The organism is Allocatelliglobosispora scoriae, from assembly GCF_014204945.1.
GTDB lineage: Bacteria > Actinomycetota > Actinomycetes > Mycobacteriales > Micromonosporaceae > Allocatelliglobosispora > Allocatelliglobosispora scoriae.
Window position 1 is genome coordinate 82693 of the sequence record NZ_JACHMN010000001.1, and the last position, 19897, is coordinate 102589.

A 19897-nucleotide genomic window follows, 5' to 3' on the forward strand; every position below is an offset into this window, starting at 1 on the left:
CTTATGAGGATGGCCGCAGAGCGGCGATCCGTTCGGCGATGCTGTGGAGTTCCTCGGCTCGTTCGAGCCGGATGAGCCAGGTGGTCGGGATGGCGAAGCTGCGGTGGTACCTGCACACGCCGCGAGCGGGTGCGACAGCTCAACTTTCAGTTTGAGCCGCCAGCGGAGTTGTGCGGTCCGCGTGGCAGCTTTGGGAACGGTGATGGTCGTCGATGATCTCGGATGGTGTCCTTGTCATCAATCAGCTGGGCTGGGAGCATTGGTGACCCGGGTGCGTGGTGACGGAGGCTTGATGGCCGGGCACGTGTTCATCAGCTACAGCCGTACGGATCACGTCTACGCCAACCGCCTCGCGGACCATGTCGCCAGGGCGGGACTGCCGGTCTGGCTCGACAACGCCATCGCGACCGGCGAGACGTTCGGGCCGCGAATTCAGCAGGCCATCGACGAGTGCGCGGTGTTCGTCGTCGTCTTGACCCCGGAGTCGGCTCGCAGCGACTGGGTACGCCGCGAGGTCAGTCGGGCGGCCCGGCTGCGCAAACCGATGCGTCCGCTCCTGCTGCGGCCCTGCGATGTGCCCATCGAGCTCGACGGGATCCATCACGAGGACGTCACCCGGGGTGAGATGCCCTCGCGGCGGTTCACCGACGAGCTGCGTACCACGGGGACCGCACCCGATCCGGTACGCGCGGTCCCGGTGATCCACGCCGTGCGTCGTCCGCGCCGAACAGCGCTGTTGCTCGTCGCGGGCCTGCTAGTCGTGGCGATGGGTGTCACCGCCGGGGTACTCCTGCTGAACCGCGCGGCGGACAGCACGCCGGAGGTCCCGCTGGTCCTGACGCCGCTGGACCGTGTGAGCCCGGGATGCGACGAGGGCGACCCCGAAGTGACATGGACCGTGGTCGGAGCGACCAAGACGTGCGGTGCGGCGGGGACGACGCTGACGAAGCTGCGCTCCTGGACCGAACCTCCGGGTCTCGGGTTCGCCGAGCTGCGGTTCGCGGTGAAGGGTCACCGGTTCCCCAGCAGCTACACGGTGACCTTCACCGTCGCCGATCTGTCCGACCCGGTCGCAGGCAACAACGGCGGATGCGCGTCCGTGTTCGTCCACACCACGTCGGACGGAACGACATTCGAGCAGCTGGACATCTGCGGCTCGGGCCTGCATGCCATCGTCCGCTGGGTCAACCTCACCGACGTCGGCCGCCAGACGCAGGCCATTCCCAGCGGCCTGCCGGAGGGGGAGAGCGGCAGGTTCACCGTCGTCGCGACCGTGACCGGGGACCGCGCGATCATGCGAGTCGCCAACCCGATCGGCGCCTCGGACGAGATCACATCGTCGCCCGCAGTGAACGCCACGACCGCCTATGTCAGCCTGGTCATGGCCTGGCGCAACGCCGGCGCGAAAGCCACCTTCTCCAACTTCCACTACAGCACGACGGGATGATCACCGCCCACGTGTAGTCCGATCCCGGCGGGTTGCTGACGATCACGGTGCGGACCGGAGATAGATCTGGGATTCCAGCCATCGTCGCAACGGTTGGGTTATGCGGTGTTCAGTAAAGCAGCCAGTCGTTCGGCTGGGGTATCCCAGTCGAGCGACTTTCGGGGTCTTGCGTTGAGTTCGTCTGCGGCAGCCTGCAGCGATTCCGCGTCATGGGTGCGGAGGTCGGTGCTGCGCGGGAAGTACTGGCGCAGCAGGCCGTTCGTATTATCGTTGCTGCCTCGCTGCCTCGCTGCCTCGCTGCCAGGGTGATCCGGGGTCGCAGAAGTAGACGTCCATGCCGGTGGCGGTGGCGAATGCCCGGTGCTCGGCCATTTCGGTGCCCTGGTCCCAGGTGAGGCTGCCGCGCAACGCCGCAGGCAGGCCGGCGAAGGCGGCGATGAGGCTGTCGCGCAGAGTGTCGGCGCTGCGGTCACGCCCGAGGTGCCCGAGCACGACGAAGCGGCTGGACCGTTCGACCAGTGTCGCGATCGCGGAATTCCCGGTGGCGCCGATGATCAGGTCGCCTTCCCAATGACCCGGTACTGTGCGGGATTCGACGTCCGGTGGGCGCATCGTCATCGGCGTCATCGGGTCGACGAATCTGGGCCGACGCGCGTCGGGGGCCCTGTGGGGTTTGCGGGCGGTCCGGCCGCGGCGGAGCCCGCGGGTGAGTTCTCGTTGGAGGTCGTTGCGGGCGTGGACGTAGACGGCCTGGTAGATCGTCTCGGTACTCGCGCGCATCTGCGTGGAGCCGGGGAAGTCCTTGATCAGTCGGTGGCTGATCTGCTGCGGCGACCATTTCGTGGCCAGCTTCGCCTGGAGGTAGGCCAGCAATCGCGTATCCGCCTGGAGCCTGGCCTTCCGGGGTCGCAGTCGTCGTTCGACAGACGCCCGGTGCGCGGTGTGCGGCAGATACCCGCGTGAGGACGTCGTGTTGCGGCGCAGCTCGCGGCTGACCGTCGACGGTGAACGACCCATCGCCGTGGCGATCGCCCGGATCGACGCCCCGGCTCGGCGCATGTCACACAACGCTCGCGTTCGAGAAGGCTGAGGTAGCGCGGATGGATCACCTTCTCCACACGGTTCAGATCGACCTTGCCGCCGATGGCGGCGGCCTTACGTTGCGGTTTCGCGTCCGTCAGTATCGGGTCGGGGTAGCGGACGACTCTGCCGTCGGGGTAGACCCGGCCCCGGTGGATGATGGTGATGCCCTTGTCCCAGTCCGCTGCGGAACGCTTGTCGGCACCGACCCGCTCGGCGGCCTGGGCGCGTGTCAGGCCCTCGGCGCGCAGTTGCAGGAACCTCTCCCGTCGAGGTTTCACCCTCGTGGCCTCGCTCGTGAATATGCCCGCCTGATGGGCCCACTTGTAACACGTGACCCGGGTGAAACCGAGCTCACGCGCCACCGCCGACACATTGCCACGTTCGGCCAGCAGCGCGAAGAACCGGTCCTTCTCCTGCTTGTAGTCCTGCGGGTTGAAGGCGACGGGCCGTCCGCCCCCCGTCCCTTTCCGTCTCCGGTTGGCCTGCTGGTCGGCCTTCTCCGGGATGACCGCCTTGATCCGCCGCCTGCGCAGGTAGGCGCGGTTGGCCTGGGACGAGTACGCCTTATCGGCGGCGACCGCGTCGGGGCGGGTCCGGGGCCGGCCGACCGGCCCTGGGACACGGACCTTGTCGAGGAGGGTCTGGAACTGCGGGCAGTCCGCCGCCTGACCGGGAGTGAGCAGGAAGACCAGTGGCAACCCGCCCGCGTCGACCACGGCGTGGATTTTGCTGCTCAGCCCGCCCCGGGACCGGCCGAGCCCGGCGGCTCCGGCGCGGGCTCTGCGGCGCCGTCGGACGGCGGCACGCTCCTGACCTGCCGTGTCCTCACCATCCGGGTCCGGGTCGGTCTGCGGCGGACCAGGCGCCATACCGGCGGCTGGTCCGGGAGCGGAGCCCCTTTTTCCTCGGTCAACGCCTGTTCGAGGGCGTCAAGGGTCTCCCCGGAGACCGCCAGACCCGCCGACTCCTGATGGGCACGCACGATGGTGGAGTCCACACTCACCAGTTCCAGACCGACGACCCCCCGCGACGCGGCCTCCGCGATCAACCCGTTCATCAGATCCTGGAACACCCCCGCCTTGGCCCAGCCATTGAACCGGGAGTAGAGCGTGGACCAGGGCCCGTACCGCTCCGGGACATCACGCCACCCCGACCCCGTCCGGAACCGCCACAGGACACCGTTGAACTGGTCCCTCACCCGCCGCGGCAGCGGACCGGTAGCCGCGACCGGCAAAAACGGCTCGATCAACGCCCACTCGGCATCCGTCACATCGAAACGCGCCACCACCGAGTTCTACCAGCAGTCACCAGCCCACCACCGAGGCCCACCTAGATCTGAACCACGAACAGCTCCTAGCGTGGGCTCACATTCTCGGTGATGGTTCGGAGCACGTCGGGCATGGTGGGTCGGTTTTCGGGGTGCTGGTCGAGCATGGATCCGATGAGCGTGGCCATTGTCGGCCAGCCTTTCGGGGCGGGTTGCAGAGTCGTGGGGTCGGCGATGGCTTGGTAGATGTCGGGTGCGCGGAGGCTGGCAGCTGCGACTCCACGGTAGTTGCGAGGCCATCGCCGGGCCCACGAGGTGTAGAGGACCGCACCGAAGGTGTAGACCTCGGCTTCGCGGGTTAGCTCGACATGGTGGGTGTTGGGCGTTGCGAGTAGCTCGGCGGCGATCTCGGGGGCGTTGAGGTGGGCGAAGCCGCCGCGGAACGGTACGTCGGGTGAGGTCGCTGCTGGCCCCTGAGCGAGGGCGTAGTCGATCAGTTGTGCGGGTCCGCAGTCAGGGAGGAAGAGGTGTCCGCCTTGGAGGTCGCCGTGCCGCCATTCTCGTTCATGTAGGGACGCTATGAGTGCGGCCGACCTGCGGGCGGAGTCCGCGGCGGTGATGCGGGCGTCTGGTCCGCCGTCGAGGGCGTACCGCCACTGTTCGGCCAGGGTCGGCCCATCCCGCCATGCTGTGGCCAGCCACGACCCGTGCGGGGTATCGCCGGCGGCGATCATGTAGCCGTGGTCGAGGTGGGTGAGGACGGATGCCTCGCGGGCGACGTAGCGGCGGTGGATGCCGGCCGGGTCGGCGTCGTCGGTGGCGTACTTGACCGCCAGGACCGGATGGCCCGTGTTGAGCCGCACTTTCCACACGTGGATGCCGGTGTCCTCGATGATGCGCTCGACGTGAACGACATCGCCGGGTAGCTGGATCTCGGCCGGAATCACGGCGTATCTCGGTTCCTAAGGCGTGCTGGGAGTGTCACGGCAGGGGCTCGGATTTGATCTTGATGTTGAGTTCTTGAAGCAGTAGTTCCGTCAGCGTTGGGATCTGGGCGGCGCTCAGGGTGACGCCGCGAAGCGCGGTCGCGCCGGTCAGGCCGCTGATGTCGTTCCCGCGCAGGTCGGCTCCGCGCAGGTCGGGTCCGTCGAAGGTGACGCCGGCTAGCTTGCAGCAGTCGAACAGGGCCCGGCCGAGCTTGCCGTCCTTGATCGTCGTGTCGGTCAGCGAGCAGCCGAGGAAGGCGATCGGCCCGGTTGTTTTGATCTCGGCGAGGAATGCGTAGTCCAGGCGGCAGTTCTCCATGATCACGTCTTTAGCGGCCAGACCGTCCCAGCGCATCCCGATCATCGAGCACCGGCGGAAGACGCACCGGTCGAAGGCCCCGCCCTCGAACTTCGCCGATGACAGGTCCGCGTCGAGGAACCACGACCGGGACACCGACACCCCGACCAGTTCGGCGCGCGCCCACACGTCTCCAGAGATCACGGCCTCGCTGACAGCCTGGTGGTGGCGCGGCACCCCAGCCACGGGATCGAGCAGGTCGGGCTCGTCGAGCAGGGCGATCGTCGTCTCGCGGATCTTCCGCACATCCATAACGACACCTTATGCGGTGAATGGGCGGTCCTAGGCAGGGTGGGACCACCGCCGACCTTCTATCTCTTCTCATCGTTCCACGTGTTGTCGAAGTTCCAGTTATCACAGTTGTCCCAGGTCCGTCGACTGTCGTGTCCGCCGCCACCGGTCACGTTGTCCCACGTCGGCCGGCTGTCTAATCTCCAGGCCTTCGGCGGTTCCGCGACCGCATGTCGCCGATGACATCCAGGCGCGTCATTACATCCGGGTCAGTCGTATCTAGCAGCCGGAATGAGTTCAGCGAATGGTGTCCATCTGGCTGCGGCATCTCCGGCAGTGATGCTGTCGAGCCTGACCCGGAACTCCTGTGCGACGCCGGGTGCGCTGGCCAGCAGCGGGACTACCGCTGCAATCATCTTCAGTTCTCGGGCTTCTCGCAGGAGCGGCCAGTCGTCGTCATGCCGGACGTCGTATCCGTAGCTGTCTGCCAGCGCTCGGTGGGCGCCGGGGCGGCCGAAGCGGTCTTCGCCGACGGCCACGGCGACGAGGTCGGCCTGCCATGGGCCGATGCAGATCGGGTCGAAGTCGCACAGCACCGGACGGGTGTTGTCGCGTAGCAGGTTGCCGACATGGGCGTCCCCGTGAACCAGCGTGTCCGCCTGTCTTCCTCGGAACTGGGTGAGGCGTTGTTCCAGGGCGTCGCACCATTCGGTGAGGATGCGGTGGTCTTCGTCGTCGAGTGCTTCGGCGTCGTCGAGACGCCGTCGGGCGTCGCCTACGGGATTCCAGGCCGGAAGCTCGAACGGTGGCAGGCCGAGCTGGTGGAACTGGCGCAGTACCGGTCCGAGGTCGCTGGGTGTCAGCGTCGGCTCGGATGGCGGCAGGTAGCGCCATACGGTGGCGTACAGGCCGTTGACCCAGATCGGCTGCTGTTCGGGGCCTGCGAGCCGGATGGTTGGCGCGTCGATCCGGTCGAACCAGTGTGCGAGCTCCACGCCCTTGGCGACACGTGCTTCGGCTCGCTGGGAGCGGGTGATCCGTATGACGACGGCGGCCTGCGGTAGGGCGAAGACCGCGTTGTTGGTCAGGCGCAGCAGGCGTGCACCAGTGTCGTCGAGGGCGTGGGCGGCGGCGAGTTTCCGCATGGCTGCTGTCATGATCGGTTCGGTGAATCGGCCCTTGGTCATGTGGATACCTGGCCGGTGGTGAGCATGTGTCCGAATGCAGCGACGTCGGCGCGGCGGTGATGGGGGCCGAAGTCTCGTCGGAGGTTGTGTATCCGTTCCCAGACGCGACGTGAGGACACTCTTGCGGCTTTGGTGAGCAGGTCCGCTCCGGTGGACAGTGCTTGGTCGGGGTCGTCGGCCAGTAGTAGCGCGCTGCAGAGGCCGACCTGGTTGAGCACGATGGACCGGATATTGCCGGAATCGAACCCGGCGAGGGCTTCGCGGACCCAGCGCACTGCGTCGGCACCGTGGCCGGGGTCTCGGACGGGTACGTTAGGTCGCTGTTCGGCACGCTGCTGGCGGGCCAGGTCCCGGTAGACCCGCCCGTACTGGGCTCGGAGTTCGCCGATGTCGTAGAAGCTCATCCAGGTCGGCTCGCGTTCGCCTATGACACGGGCGAAGGTGTCGCTGGCCTGGTCGAGGCAGCGGAGGGCGGCTTCGGTCTGGCCCAGGGCGGCCAGCGAGGCGGCTTCGGCGCCGAGCAGCATGGTCAGCACGGCCGGTGTGGCCGCAGTGCCGAGGGCTTCGCGGGCGAACTGCAGGGTGTGCAGTGCGTCGATGTTGTGGTGCCGGTGCTGGAACTGCCGGGCTTGGCAGTAGCGGATCCGGGCGGTGAGCAGCGGGTCGGCCGCGCTGACCGCCGCGCGCTCCGCCAGGACGAAATGCCGCTGGCTGTCCTCGTACTGACCCGCGTCGAAGGCGGTCCAGCCCACCAGCATCCGGACGTCGGCAACCGTGCTGGCGAGGCGGGGCCGGGCAGCCGCGTCTACGGCGGCCCGGCCGGGATCGAGCCATGCCGTGGCGGCCTCTGCGAGCTGGGCAAGCTGGGCGGTGAGGATGCCGCCGCCCCACTCTCGGTCGACGGACCGGTACAGATCAGCGACCGCGGCCAGGCGCACGACATCGGTGATCGCGATACGGCGACGACCGGCTGTAGCCGATCCCGCCAGCATGCCTGACGCTGCGGCCACTGCCGCGATCTGCATCATCAGATCTTGCGCGTCGGGGTGGAAAGGTATCTCCGATCCGGGTACCACGACTGGTCCGGGAGCTGGTGCGGGCTGGTTGATGTGGTGCGTGATGCGGAGCCGAGCGATTCGATCATGCTCGCTGGTCAGTGTGCCGCCGGTGTCCAGCACCGTGTCGCACAGTGCCCAGAAGGTTCGGGGAGCTGTCTGGCGGCCGGTTTCGATGTTGGCGATCGAGGAGCGGCCGTAGTACGTCTTCGGCGCGAAGGTGCCCTGGGTGAAGCCGGCCGCCGCCCGCAGCGCGGCGAGCCTGGCGCCCAGCTGCATGCGAGCTTCGGTGACGGCCTTCGGATCATCTGCCACTGCTGCGCACCCCACCCGTTCCGTGCGGAGAATAGTTTGACGACGGCCAATACGACTAGGGCTGATGTCGGCAACCCTCGGACGACGGTTCCGACAATCCTCCAACAATTCACCGACACCGCGCAGCGCCTGTCGAAGTGCCGCCGCGAAAACGGCTATCTAGGCTGCATGGTCATGGTGGCAGCTGTGCAGGCGGACATCCGTGAAGTGAAGGTTAATACCAGTTCGGCGACTCGTTCACTCTGCTGGCGCGGTCCGGTATGGAGATATCGGTCAGCGCTTCGTCGGGACCGGCCGTCCGTTGGGTGTCGGCTGGTCGTCGGAGTCGATTCAGCGGGGTGCGGAGGTCGTTAGCCGCTGTGTACGAACAAGTCGACTCAATCAAAGAGCCAGAAAAAGATCTTGACTTGTAGTGGCAATCCTGCGTCGGGGGAACAGGAGCGCGAGCCTTGTCGGAGGATTGTCGGTGTACCCGTGTCTGGCTTACCGACATCTGCTTCTGTGCGGCTCAATGGAAGCTCAGTCCGGATCCTGTGGGGCGCATCGGGTGATTGGAGCGTAGCGCAACTTCGGGTTGCGTGCCTGGGCTGGGGTGAGGTCAGGCGTTCGTAGGGTTGGAAAACGTCACGTGGGTGTTGATCACGTGCCTGAAGCACCTGACCAGGGGCGACTTAGGCGAGCGAGGTATCTGAGCAGGTAGATCTTCCGTGTCCGTCATCAGATGGATCACGGAAGGTGCTGGTCGTCCAGGACGGGTGACCACGACGGTTAAGGAAGGGCGCGACCGATATGAGTATCGACACGCTGAGCAGCGACGACCTTCGCGATGCGATGGTGGACCGGCTGATTGCCGATCAGGCGGGGAAGGGGTTGGCGTTACGGCCTGAGGTGGAGGCGGCGCTGCGGGCGGTTCCCCGTGATCTGTTCACGCCGGGTGTGTCGCTGGAGGAGGCGTACCAGTACGACACGGCTGTGATCACCAAGCGGCGCGGTGATCAGACCCTCAGTTCGGTGTCGGCGGCATGGCTGATCGCGGAGATGCTCGGCCAGGCGGCCGACGCGCTCGGCGGCCTGCGGGGTCGGCACGTTCTCGAGGTCGGCTCTGGCGGTTACAACGCTGCGTTGCTGCGCGAGCTGGTGGGCCCGTCGGGGTCGGTCACGACCATGGACATCGACCCGGACGTGACCGATCGTGCTGTGGCGTGCTTGGCGGCGGCGGGCTACAACGACGTCGCTGTGGTGTGTGCGGACGCCGAGCGGCCCGTCGAGCCGGTCCGCAGGTTCGACCTGATCATCGTGACGGCCGGGGCGTGGGACATCCCGCCGGCGTGGACCGCGCAGCTCAGCGCCGACGGGGTGCTGGTCGTGCCGCTGCGGGTGTTCGGGATGACCCGGTCGTGGGCGCTGCGCCCCAGCGGTGATCGGTTGGTGAGCCACAGCCAGCGGCTGTGCGGATTCGTGTCGATGCAGGGTGAGGGCGCCCACGAGATGCGGTACGTCGACATCGCTGATGGCGTCCATCTGCGGTTGGATGAGGGCCAGCAGGTCGACCCGGTGGCGGTCGGTGCTCTGCTGTCGCAGCCACGGGTGCAGACATGGGTCGGGGTGAGTCTGCCGCCGCAGACCGTGAACGCGGATCTGGATCTGTGGCTGGCGTCCCGTCTGACTGGTGACGGTGCGCGGTTCGTGGTGCTCACCGCTGGGCAGGCGGCTATCGATGCCGATGTGGTCGCCCCGGCGTGGCAGTTCGGTACGCCTGCCGCGCTGCACGGTGGCACGTTCTCCTACCGGTCCGCGCTGCGGTGGTCTGACGGTGCGTTTGATCTGGGCGCGTGCGCTCACGGGTCCGATGCCGCAGCGGCGGCGGGGCGGATGGCGGCGCACATGCGTGCGTGGGTGGACGCGGGCACCCCGCCTCCGGTGCTGCACGTTCTACCCGTATCGACTCCCGACGGCGACCTGCCGGCCGGGATGGTGGTGGACAAGCGGCACAGCCGCCTGGTCCTCACCTTCACCCCCGTATAGAAGGGACCTGCGAGATGGACGACCAGCTGGCGGATTTCGCGCTGGACATCACCCTGGTGGACGCCGGGCCTGTCGCGTCCGGGTACGCCACCGACACCAGCGACAACTGCGGTTCGGGCAACACCGGCTCGGATGCCTGCGCGGGTGGCGGCGGCAGTAAGTAGCCACCGTCCTTCAAACCTTTCCGGGCTCGGCGTCGACCACGCCGGGCCCGCAATCTTGGTGAGTGTTTCATGATTCCCATAGCTGGTGCTGCGCTGATCAGAGCCGCTGCGTACCCGAGCGGTTTGACCTTCCCCATCTCTCCCGACCTGGTCTCCGGCCAACCCGAAGCGTGGCGTGAGTGGCTGTGCGTGGCGTGGGCGCTGCCCAGGTTCGCGCCAGCCGTCATGTCGGCCGCTCCGCGGCTGGCCGAACAGATCGCCCGAGCGGTGGGCGGCGAGCCGATGCCGCGGCAACGGCTGCGGCGTCTGGTGGAGTCGACGCTCCGGTACCTGCTGAGGTGGACGACTCGTGCGACTCCGTTCGGCTGCTTTGCCGGGGTGGCCTCGGTCGAGTTCGGTGCCCGCGCGGCGGTCCGCTGGGGCGAGGCGCATCACGAGGTGGCCCGCCCCGACGGACGGTTCGTCGCCGAGCACATTGCGGAAGCCGAGCAGGACCTGGCCGTCCTGCGCAGGGTCGCTGTGGTGGCGAACTCCCTGGGGTACCGGCGCGGCGGGATGTGGGTACTGCCCTGCGCCCGCGCCGACGCCGATCGCCGGTGGGACGTGGAGCTCCGCCTGACCGGCCCGGTCGAGGCGGCGATACAGGCGGCGGCGTCCCCGGTCATGTTCGCCGACCTCACCACGAGGATCGCCGGAATGGTTCCGGCACGTGTGGACGCGGCCGAGCGGCTGCTGGCCGGACTGGTGCACACTGGAGTGCTGCTGTCGGAGCTGCGCCCGGCGATGACCGCCATGGATCCGAACGCCCACGTGGCCCGCCACTACGCCCTGCCTGATCCCGTCGACCGGGTCGCTGTCGATCTATGTGTGGACGCCTCGGTGACCCTGCCTCCGGCGGTGCTCCGCGAGGCGGGCCGTGCCGCCTCAGCCCTCGTGGCAGTGGCTCCGCACCTGCCCGGGTGGAGCGAGTACCACCATGCGTTCATCGCACGGTGGGGTCCGGGCGCGGCCGTGCCGCTGCGCGAGGTCCTGAACGTCCTGGGTTTCCCTGCCGGATACCGGGGCTCCTCACGCCGCGCCCCAGCGGTGTTCACCGCCCGCGACCGCGTACTGGCTGAGCTCGCGCAGCGGTCCGCTCTGGACGGCTGCGCGGAGGTTGTCCTCGACGACGAGCTGATCAACCGGCTGCGCGGAGACGACGACCGGCCGCCCGTTCCGCATACCGAGCTGCGGTTCACCCTCGCCGCCGCGACCCTGCAGGATCTGGACCGAGGAGCGTTCACGTTGACGGTGGTCAGCGGGGCCCGCCACGCCGGGGTCGCCGCGGCCCGGTTCCTGCACCTGCTCACCACCGCCGAACTCGCCGCGTTCCGCAGCGCCTACCAGGCCCTGCCAACCGCGCTGCCGGGTGCTGAGCTTGTGCAGCTGTCCGGCCCGCCGTTGGAAGGCCGCATGATCTCCGTCGCCAGGGTGCCCGAGCTGCTTCCCGTCCTGCCCGTCGGCGACTTCCACCCCGACCCGCAGTCGACGCTCACGGACCTGGCGGTGTGCGGCGACGGCCGTCGGCTATGGCTGGTGTCGCTGACTAGTGGACGGCCGGTCGAGCCGCTGCTGTTCAACTCCGTGCTGCTGACCGGCCTCCAGCAGCCGCTGATGCGGTTCCTGGCCGAGATCTGGACGGCGTGGACAGCCCCGTGCACCCCGTTCGACTTCGGACAGATGACCAGTCTGCCGTTCCTGCCGCGCGTCCGGCGCGGGCGCACCATCGTGCACCCCGCCCGCTGGATCATCGACCGGACGGATCTCCCCGCCCGGGCTGTGTCCTGGCCGCTATGGCGTGATGCGTGGCAGAGACACCGCGACCACCACCGGCTTCCGCAGGAAGTCCTGGTCGGCGACGACGACGTGCGGCTGCGCCTGGACCTCGACGACAGCACCCACCTGGCGGTGCTGCGCAGCCACCTCGACCGGCAACCCCGCACCGTCGTCACCGAGGCCCACGGCCCGGCCGGCTGGATCGACGGCCGACCCGCCGAACTCCTACTCACCATGACCCACACCCAGCCACCAGCAACCCCGCCTGTCCGGCCGGCGCGAACCGCAGCCACCATCCACCACCGACCTGGACACTCGCCATGGTTGGAGGCTCACCTGTACGGCCGGCTCGACGACATCCTCACCGGCGTCGCTGGCTGGCTGCCCGCGGGCTGGTGGTTCCTGCGGTACCCCGACCCCGAACCCCACCTGCGCCTGCGCATTCCGCTACGAGACAACGACAACTTCGCCGAAATCACCAGGAGCCTCGCTCAACGGGCGCAACATATGGAGTCCGACGGCGTCCTGCAGGACTACACCCTGCACACCTATCGGCCCGAGACCCGCCACGGCACCGGGGCCACCCTCGCCGCCGCCGAAACCGTGTTCGCCGCAGACTCCCTCGCCGCCCTAAACCGGCTGACCGGCGACGACCGGCAGGCCGCCACGGCCGCCGGAATGATCACCATCGCCGATGGGTTCACCGGCGACGGCCTGCGCTGGCTCGCCGATCACGTCCCCCGACGCAGCGGTCCCCGCCTGGACCCCGCACAGCTCCATCTCGCCCGGATCTCCTACCGCGACGAGGAACTGGCAGCAGCCTTGGCCGCCTACCGGTCTCTGGCCGAACACGACGGCTTCGACACCGACCAGGTGTTGGCCGACCTCCTGCACCTGCACCACGCGCGCATGATCGGCGTCGACACCGCCTCCGAACGGCACTGCCTGCGCCTGGTCCGGACCATCGCCCGTACGAACCGGGAACCGGCATGACAGGGCAGTCCCTCGCCCAAGGTGCGGCAGGCATCGCGCTCCTGGGCCTGGAGACCGGCGACTGGTTGGCGGCTCGCGAGGCGTTGCGGAACGCCACCACCGGCGGCGTCAGCGTGGCCGCAGGAGCCAGCCTGTTCTACGGCGCGCCAGCGATCGCATTCGTCCTCACCGCCTCCGACCACCCCGGCCTGGCTCCAGCAAAATCGGTCGCCGCCGCAGGGACCGCCACGGTGACACGCCGAAGCCTGCAAGCGGCCCACCGCCGTATCGACTCCCGCCAGCAGCCGCACTACGCCGAGTACGACCTCATCCGAGGGATGACCGGTCTCGGCGTCACCCTGCGCCGCCTCGGCGACCAAGACCTGCTCCACCAGGTACTGAACTACCTAGTCCGGCTCACCGAACCCCTCAACGGCCTACCCGGCTGGTGGTGCTCCAACGGACCCTACCGCCACCAGCCTCCACCGGCTGGCGGACACGCCAACCACGGCATCGCTCACGGCATCACCGGCCCACTGGCCCTGCTCGCGCTCACCCTCGCCGACGGCACCACCGTCACCGGACACACCGACGCGATCACCCGCATCTGCCTGTGGCTGGACACCTGGCAGCAGCACACCGGCAGCACCACTTGGTGGCCGCAGACCCTCACCCTCGACGACCTGCACCGCGGCACGCCCGCTCAACGACATCCGCTGCGACCGTCGTGGTGCTACGGCACCCCCGGCATCGCCCGCGCCCAGCAACTGGCCGCCGTCGCCTTGCACGACGCCAGCCGACAGCACCTCGCCGAAGCCGCGTTCGTGCAGTGCGTGAACGATCCCGCCCAGATCCGCCGCCTCACCGACCGCAGCCTGTGTCACGGCACCGCCGGGCTCCTCGCCACCGGCCGTCGCATCGCCGCCGACGCAGCCACCCCGATACCCCTCACCTCATTGACACGCATGCACCGCCAGGCCAAACCCGCCGCCGACGAACCTGCCGGATTCCTCGATGGCAGGGCAGGCGCGGGTCTCGCCGCCGCAGCCACCACCTCGACCTGTTGGGACGCCTGCCTCCTACTGGCCTGACGAAGGGCACATCGTGGAAACAGCGACCTGGCAACAGGTCAACATTGCCTACCCCGGACCGAGCCGCCAGGAACGCGAACAGCAAGCCATCTCCCACCTCACCCACGCCCTCACGGACGCCGAGACCGCAGGCCTCATCACCTCATGGTGGTTCATGCGAAAGGGTCTCTGGCGCATCCGCTATCTGGCCACCGAGGCATGCGCCAAGACCGACCCGGTACGCCGACTGCTCACCGACGCGATCCGCTGGACCGCAGACATCTATGAACCCGAGATCCACGCCTTCGGTGGCGCCGACTCCATGGACATCGCGCACAGGCTCTTCCACCAGGACAGCCGCCACCTCCTCAACTACCTCCAGGGCCGACCCGCTGATCGTCGGGAACGCTCCCTCATCCTCTGTACCGCACTCATGCGTACCGCGGGATTGGATCTCAACGAGCAGGGCGACGTGTGGGCGCGAGTCTCGGCCAGACGCGCCAATCTGCTCGAACGACTGCCCGCCCCCGAGCCACGAATATGGGCAGCCTTCACCGACGACGTCCAGCACCTGCTGCTCGGCACAGCCACCACCAGCGACTGGCGCACCGCCTTCGAAAACACCGGCACCAGCCTTCGAGGGCTACGGGAAACCGGCAAACTCACACGCGGCCTACGCGCAGTTGTCACAGAGCACGTGTTCTTCCACTGGAACCGGATCGGCCTGCCCGCCACCACCCAGGCCACCCTCGCTCAGGCGGCCAAAGAAGCCATCTTCCGCTGAGCTCCAGCCGTTCAGAAGCGTCGACTATCGGTCGATCCTTCAACGGCCGCTTGCGCACCAGCGAGAGTCTCGATCAAGCCTGTGATCGGGATTTCTGCAGATGCCGCGATACGCGGATGCGTGATAGCCGTGTTAGATCATCAATATTCAGTTACGAGGGCGTCAGGGGCGGGGCGGTTTGACTTCACGTAGTAGCTCGACAACGGCTCGCCATCGGTATGGCCCGCCTTCGACGTCTGGGCGTAGGGCGTCGGTTTCTGTCAGCCGCGCTCCGGCCTGCGTCAGGATGGTGAGGTTGCGGTCGAAGGCCGGGTGCCGGGTGAGGACCTCTTTGACATAGGGGGCGGCGACGATGGGGGTTCCTGCGCATAGGGCTTCGTTGAGGATTCCCAGGGCGGCGGTGTTGTTCACGCCTGATGCCCAGAGGTTGATCGTGTTGAAGGTGGCGGGGACCAGTGCCACGGCGTCCGGCGGTGGAGCCTTCGGTTCGTGGGGTTGCCTGGCCTGTACTCGGACCGGGCTGCCTGTCAGGGAGACCAGGGTGTCCATGTCGATCCATTCGCGCGCTGCGTCGGTGGCGACCACGTCGACAACCCAGCCGTCGTCCATCAGCAGGCGGGCGAGGTCGCCGATGGCGGCGGCCGGTGGTGCGGCGCAGACCACCAACGCCAGGCGCGGTGCAGTGGTGCTCATGCCTGGACGCCGGCTCGTGCGGCCAGGGCGGGTAGGCCCGGGGTCTGGCTGGCGCGCCAGCGGCCCAGCAGCGTCTGTATGTGGCCTTGGGCTGCGCGGTTGACGGTGATCGCCTCGGGTGCGATGCGCTCGAATTCCAGCAGGTGCAGCAGCGACTGGGGATCGGCCTTCGTCTGAAGGTGGGCGGCGGCCAGGTCCAGGTGCAACTGGGCGCGTCGGCTCACCAACATGGGTGGCAGGGCGGCTGTGTCGACGCGGTCGGCCAGGCCTATGGCGTGGGCGGTGGCGTTGAGGGCCACGGCGACGGAGATGCGATGCAGGGCGACATTAGCTGGTCCGAACGCGGTCCACAGCTCGTTGGCGTTGCGCCCGAGCTGCCGGGCGAGCGTCTCAGCGCCGTCGAGGTGCTTCTCGGCATCCGCGCGACGGCCTTGGCGGGCTGCAGCGATCGCCGCGTGCAGCAGCAGAGCTCCACGCGCTGACAACGCGCCGGGCGTCGTCGCCCCGCGGTGCGCGGCGAGGGCGCCCGCCGCGGACAGGGCGACGTCTTCGGCCTCCCCGACCCGTGCGGGTTGCTTGGCCAGAGCACACGCGGTCTGATATGCCGCGACTGCACGTAGCTCCGGCCGGCGTGTCATCAGGCTGAACGTCGCCGCGCGATCAGCTGCGACCCAGGCCACATCAACCGCACCACGCTTTGTCGCCAGCTTCGCGACCAGCAGGTACACACTGGTCGCGATCGTGGCGGCACGTGCTGACTCCGGCGTGTGTGCGACGAGTGCCTCTGCACACCGCACCATCGCGGGCAGGTCGCGAAGCTGTGCGTATTGCGCTCGCTGGTAGGCGGCGTTGCCGCCGTTCAGCGCCGACTCCATCGACTCCAGGCTCGGTAGCTCGCCTGGTGGTCGCGCTCGCGTCAGCATCGAATGCCGCAGCCACTCGTCCCAGTCGGCGGGCTGGTCATCGTCGGTAAAGGCGGCGAGCGCGGCCTGTTGTTGATGGCGGGACAGCATGTCGACAATCTGGTTGTGCTCAGCGGTCAGCGAGGAGCTCTCTTCGCCGAGGACGGCGTCGCAGCGCTGCCAGAAATCTCGCCGAACCTTCTGCTTGCCGACCTCGACGTTCGCGATGGTCGACCGGCCGTAGGAGATCTGCGCGGCCAGAGTGTGCTGGGTGAACCCTGCCGCAGCCCGCAGGAGGGCCAGGCGGGCGCCGAGCCGCTTCCTGGCCTGCTGAACCTCATTAGGATCTTCCACTGCGTCCCGCCCTGCCCCGATCGTCAGTCACGCCTGCTGGAATAGCTCGCAGTAGACATTTTGCCTCCAGCCAATCCGATCGGTGGCCTGCGGCGCAATCCCGATAGCGCGGTTCCGACAATGTTCCAACAATCCGCTGACAATCGAGTTGCGCATGTCGAACGACGTGCGGTGAGCGGGTGCCTAAGCTCTCGGTTCATGCTGGCAGATGCATTGCGGTCCCGTGAGGTCGAAGTCAAGTACCAAGTCGATGGTGGTGACCCGGCGGCGGCGGCCGAGCGGGCGCTGGCGAAGCAAGGGGTGTCGCTGGGGTCGGCTGTCGCCCAGGACGACCAGGCGTACGCGCCTGCGGCCTGGTCGTATGGTCAGTCGAAGATCGGCGTGGCGTTCGCGCGGCTGCGCACCGAGGCAGGTCGGGTTCTGTTCACGGTGAAGACACCGCTGGTCAATGAGCTGGACTGCGCGGAACAGGAGACTGTCGTCGCGGACCGGGCCGCGATGCATGAGGCGCTGTTGTTGATGGGGTACGTGCCGACGGTGCGGATCGTGAAATACCGCCGGACCGGTAGCTGGTCCGGCGGTCAGGTGTGCCTGGACGTCGTTGAAGGTCTGGGTGTGTTCGTCGAGGTCGAGCGTCTCGTCAGTGCCGATGCGTCGAGTCTTGCGGTGCAGGCGGAGCTGGACGTCTGGGTGCAGGATCTGGGTGTGCCGGTGCGGCGGGTGACGCAGACCTACGACTCGCTGCTGCGTGCGGTCGTTTAGAACAGAGCGCCCGCCTCGGCCAGCCGCTCTGGCCGGCCTGTCGGCGTGGGCGCGGCGACGGCGAGGTCGATGCTGTGGGCGGAGTGGTCGCTGAGTCCACTGGTGCGGGTCTCGGTAAGGTACGCGCTCGCGTGGAGCAGTGGCGCGAGTTGGGTGGCGACGTGCAGGTAGTCGTATCGGTAGCCGTTGCCGCCCCGGCCGACCCAGCTGTGTGGTTGGTCGTCCGGGTGCAGTTGGCGGTGCGCGTCGGTGAGACCCAGGTCGGCGATGTCGCCGCTTCGGGAAAGCTAACCCCCTGAGAGTCGCTGAAAATTGACCCTCTGCTGATCTTGGAGGGTGCTGAAAGTGGAGGACTGGGCTGAGATCCGCCGTCTGCGTCGGGCGGAGGGTGTGCCGATCAAGGAGATCGCCCGGCGGTTGGGGATCGCTCGGAACACGGTGCGGGCGGCGTTGTCGTCGGACCGGCCGCCGAAGTACGAGCGTGCGCCGCGTGGGTCGGTGGTGGATCCGTTCGAGCCGCAGATCCGGGCTTTGCTGGCGGAGTGGCCGCGGATGCCGGGTCCGGTGGTCGCGGAGCGGATCAGGTGGCCGTACTCGATCGCGCCGTTGCGTAAGCGGCTGGCGGTCATCCGGCCGGAGTACGTGGGGATCGATCCGGTGGACCGGACGGTCTACGAGCCCGGGCAGATCGCCCAGTGCGACCTGTGGTTCCCCGAGGACGGGGTGAAGGTCCCGGTCGGGTCGGGCCAGTCGCGGTCGAAGCTGCCGGTCCTCGTCATGACGTTGGGGTTCTCCCGGTTCATGTCCGCGGTGATGATCCCGTCGCGGCAGGCCGGCGACATCCTGTCCGGGATGTGGCAGCTGGTCAGCGGGATCGGGCGGGTGCCCCGGACCCTGGTCTGGGACCGGGAGTCCGCGATCGGCGGCACGGGGCGGGTATCGGCGCCGGCGGCGGCGTTCGCCGGAACCCTGGCCACCCAGATCCGCCTTGCACCGCGCCGGGATCCGGAGTTCAAGGGGATGGTCGAACGCGCCAACGGGTTCCTGGAGACGTCGTTCCTGCCCGGCCGGCTGTTCACGTCTCCGGCCGACTTCAACGCCCAGCTGGCCGACTGGCTCGCGCGCGCCAACACGCGGACGGTCCGGTCGGTCCAGGGCCGGCCGGTGGACCTGCTGGAGACCGACTACCAGGCGATGGTCCCGCTGCCGCCGGTCGACCCGCCGATCGGGCTCAACACCCGGATCCGGCTGAGCCGCGATTACTACGTGCGGGTCGACACCGTCGACTACTCCGTCGACCCGCGCATGATCGGCCGGTTCGTCGACGTCACCGCGTCCCTGAACACGGTGACGGTGTTCTGCGACGGGCAGGTCGCCGCCCGCCACGACCGGTCCTGGGCCAAGCAAGGCCTGGTCACCGACCCGGCCCACAAGGCCACCGCCGAACGCATGCGCCAGGCCCTGGCCGAGGACCGCCAACGCCGTCAGGCAGCCACCCGCCACCACCACGACGGGCACCCCGTCGCCATGCGGGCGCTGCCGGACTACGACGCCCTGTTCGGCGTCGACTTCACCAGCCCATCGATGAAAGTGAGCAACGAATGAGCACAGCCGTCAAACCGAAACCACCAGCAGGCGGAACCAAGGACGGCATGCCGTCCATGATCGCCTACCTGACCCGGGTCCTGAAGACCCCCACCATCAACGCGTTCTGGGAGGAGCTGGCCGAGCAGGCACGCGATCAGAACTGGTCCCACGAGGAATACCTCGCCGCACTCCTGCAGCGCCAAGTCGCCGACCGGGAGTCCAAAGGCACCGTCATGCGCGTGCGCACCGCCCACTTCCCCCAACTCAAAACCCTCGAAGACTTCAACCTCGACCACCTCCCGTCCCTGCGCCGCGACGTCCTGGCCCACCTCGCCACCAGCACCTTCGTCGCCAAAGCCGAGAACGTGATCCTGCTCGGCCCGCCCGGCCTCGGCAAAACACACCTCGCCATCGGCCTCGGAATGAAGGCCTGCCAGTCCGGCTACTCCGTCCTGTTCGACACCGCCAGCAACTGGATCGCCCGCCTCGCCGCCGCCCACCAGCAGAACCGCCTCGAAGCCGAACTCAAGAAGATCCGCCGCTACCGACTCATCATCATCGACGAAGTCGGATACATCCCCTTCGACCAGGACGCCGCGAACCTGTTCTTCCAGCTCATCGCCTCACGCTACGAAACCGGCTCCGTCATGGTCACCTCGAACCTCCCCTTCGGCCGCTGGGGAGAAACATTCTCCGACGACGTCGTCGCCGCAGCCATGATCGACCGACTCGTCCACCACGCCGAAGTCCTCACCCTGACCGGCGACTCCTACCGCACCCGCCAACGCCGCGAACTCCTCGCCAAAGAAAACCGCGCCACCAACAACTGACCACCCGCAG

The 19897-nt window shown here is 68.0% G+C and carries 16 protein-coding genes and 2 pseudogenes; 9 read left to right on the forward strand and 9 right to left on the reverse strand.

From position 1 onward, the window contains the following. Window positions 1–292 precede the first annotated feature (292 nt). Window positions 293–1447 carry a toll/interleukin-1 receptor domain-containing protein gene (locus F4553_RS00330; RefSeq protein WP_184830669.1) on the forward strand — a complete coding sequence of 385 codons (1155 nt, stop codon included), beginning with the start codon at window positions 293–295 and terminating at the stop codon, window positions 1445–1447. A 98-nt stretch (window positions 1448–1545) separates the two neighbouring features. Here F4553_RS00330 and F4553_RS00335 read toward each other — a convergent pair. The 7 genes and pseudogenes from F4553_RS00335 to F4553_RS00365 form a co-directional block, all read right to left on the reverse strand. Continuing rightward, a pseudogene (locus F4553_RS00335) lies at window positions 1546–2784 on the reverse strand (IS30 family transposase). 225 nt (window positions 2785–3009) lie between these two features. Further along, a pseudogene (locus F4553_RS40455) lies at window positions 3010–3246 on the reverse strand (transposase); the annotation flags it as partial. 17 nt (window positions 3247–3263) lie between these two features. After that, on the reverse strand, window positions 3264–3815 hold the full coding sequence (locus F4553_RS00345; protein WP_184830671.1) for an IS5 family transposase: 552 nt from the start codon (window positions 3813–3815) through the stop codon (window positions 3264–3266). Window positions 3816–3883: 68 nt separating this feature from the next. Then, window positions 3884–4744: a protein kinase family protein gene (locus F4553_RS00350; protein ID WP_184830673.1), complete on the reverse strand. Its 861-nt coding sequence runs from the start codon at window positions 4742–4744 to the stop codon at window positions 3884–3886. A gap of 34 nt (window positions 4745–4778) precedes the next feature. Continuing rightward, complete coding sequence (locus F4553_RS00355; protein ID WP_184830675.1) at window positions 4779–5393, reverse strand: pentapeptide repeat-containing protein; 615 nt, start codon at window positions 5391–5393, stop codon at window positions 4779–4781. Between the two features lie 248 nt (window positions 5394–5641). Next, complete coding sequence (locus tag F4553_RS00360) at window positions 5642–6559, reverse strand: phosphotransferase (protein WP_246465780.1); 918 nt, start codon at window positions 6557–6559, stop codon at window positions 5642–5644. Continuing rightward, on the reverse strand, window positions 6556–7929 hold the full coding sequence (locus F4553_RS00365; RefSeq protein WP_184830677.1) for an NsdA family TPR-like regulatory protein: 1374 nt from the start codon (window positions 7927–7929) through the stop codon (window positions 6556–6558). Before F4553_RS00365 ends, F4553_RS00360 begins: the two co-directional genes overlap by 4 nt. A 789-nt stretch (window positions 7930–8718) precedes the next feature. Here F4553_RS00365 and fxlM point away from each other — a divergent pair. From fxlM to F4553_RS00390, 5 genes are all read left to right on the forward strand, one after another. After that, entirely contained in the window at window positions 8719–9954 is a 1236-nt protein-coding gene (fxlM, locus tag F4553_RS00370) for a methyltransferase, FxLD system (protein ID WP_184830679.1), read from the forward strand. Between the two features lie 14 nt (window positions 9955–9968). Beyond that, on the forward strand, window positions 9969–10118 hold the full coding sequence (fxlA, locus tag F4553_RS00375; RefSeq protein ID WP_184830681.1) for an FxLD family lanthipeptide: 150 nt from the start codon (window positions 9969–9971) through the stop codon (window positions 10116–10118). Window positions 10119–10187: 69 nt separating this feature from the next. Continuing rightward, the gene (locus tag F4553_RS00380) at window positions 10188–12926 is read left to right on the forward strand and encodes a lantibiotic dehydratase (RefSeq protein ID WP_184830683.1); all 2739 of its coding nucleotides are present in this window, start codon (window positions 10188–10190) and stop codon (window positions 12924–12926) included. Next, window positions 12923–13996, forward strand: a complete 1074-nt coding sequence (locus tag F4553_RS00385) for a lanthionine synthetase C family protein (protein WP_184830685.1) — start codon at window positions 12923–12925, stop codon at window positions 13994–13996. Before F4553_RS00380 ends, F4553_RS00385 begins: the two co-directional genes overlap by 4 nt. A gap of 13 nt (window positions 13997–14009) precedes the next feature. Further along, a complete protein-coding gene (locus tag F4553_RS00390) occupies window positions 14010–14759 on the forward strand; it encodes a thiopeptide-type bacteriocin biosynthesis protein (protein ID WP_184830687.1) in 750 nt (249 codons plus the stop codon). A 162-nt stretch (window positions 14760–14921) separates the two neighbouring features. Here F4553_RS00390 and F4553_RS00395 read toward each other — a convergent pair whose 3' ends face one another. Together F4553_RS00395 and F4553_RS00400 are read right to left on the reverse strand one after the other, a co-directional pair. Then, window positions 14922–15452: a flavoprotein gene (locus F4553_RS00395; RefSeq protein WP_184830689.1), complete on the reverse strand. Its 531-nt coding sequence runs from the start codon at window positions 15450–15452 to the stop codon at window positions 14922–14924. Beyond that, complete coding sequence (locus F4553_RS00400; RefSeq protein ID WP_184830691.1) at window positions 15449–16708, reverse strand: helix-turn-helix domain-containing protein; 1260 nt, start codon at window positions 16706–16708, stop codon at window positions 15449–15451. The genes F4553_RS00395 and F4553_RS00400 overlap by 4 nt, the downstream gene beginning before the upstream one ends. A gap of 198 nt (window positions 16709–16906) precedes the next feature. Here F4553_RS00400 and F4553_RS00405 point away from each other — a divergent pair, with 198 nt between their 5' ends. From F4553_RS00405 to istB, 3 genes are all read left to right on the forward strand, one after another. Further along, window positions 16907–17470 carry a class IV adenylate cyclase gene (locus F4553_RS00405; protein WP_184830699.1) on the forward strand — a complete coding sequence of 188 codons (564 nt, stop codon included), beginning with the start codon at window positions 16907–16909 and terminating at the stop codon, window positions 17468–17470. 336 nt (window positions 17471–17806) lie between these two features. Further along, window positions 17807–19075 (forward strand): IS21 family transposase, encoded by a 1269-nt coding sequence (gene istA / locus F4553_RS00410; RefSeq protein WP_184830701.1) that lies wholly within the window; start codon window positions 17807–17809, stop codon window positions 19073–19075. Beyond that, window positions 19072–19887, forward strand: coding sequence for an IS21-like element helper ATPase IstB (istB, locus tag F4553_RS00415; RefSeq protein ID WP_184830703.1), 816 nt, complete (start codon window positions 19072–19074; stop codon window positions 19885–19887). The genes istA and istB overlap by 4 nt, the downstream gene beginning before the upstream one ends. Window positions 19888–19897: the final 10 nt, after the last annotated feature.

Coding starts and splice junctions, on each gene's coding strand:
- F4553_RS00360 (WP_246465780.1), bottom strand. CDS start 6,559: ATGACCAAGGGCCGATTCACCGAACCGATCATGACAGCAGCCATGCGG.
- F4553_RS00380 (WP_184830683.1), top strand. CDS start 10,188: ATGATTCCCATAGCTGGTGCTGCGCTGATCAGAGCCGCTGCGTACCCG.
- F4553_RS00330 (WP_184830669.1), top strand. CDS start 293: ATGGCCGGGCACGTGTTCATCAGCTACAGCCGTACGGATCACGTCTAC.
- F4553_RS00405 (WP_184830699.1), top strand. CDS start 16,907: ATGCTGGCAGATGCATTGCGGTCCCGTGAGGTCGAAGTCAAGTACCAA.
- fxlA (WP_184830681.1), top strand. CDS start 9,969: ATGGACGACCAGCTGGCGGATTTCGCGCTGGACATCACCCTGGTGGAC.
- istB (WP_184830703.1), top strand. CDS start 19,072: ATGAGCACAGCCGTCAAACCGAAACCACCAGCAGGCGGAACCAAGGAC.
- F4553_RS00385 (WP_184830685.1), top strand. CDS start 12,923: ATGACAGGGCAGTCCCTCGCCCAAGGTGCGGCAGGCATCGCGCTCCTG.
- fxlM (WP_184830679.1), top strand. CDS start 8,719: ATGAGTATCGACACGCTGAGCAGCGACGACCTTCGCGATGCGATGGTG.
- F4553_RS00355 (WP_184830675.1), bottom strand. CDS start 5,393: ATGGATGTGCGGAAGATCCGCGAGACGACGATCGCCCTGCTCGACGAG.
- F4553_RS00395 (WP_184830689.1), bottom strand. CDS start 15,452: ATGAGCACCACTGCACCGCGCCTGGCGTTGGTGGTCTGCGCCGCACCA.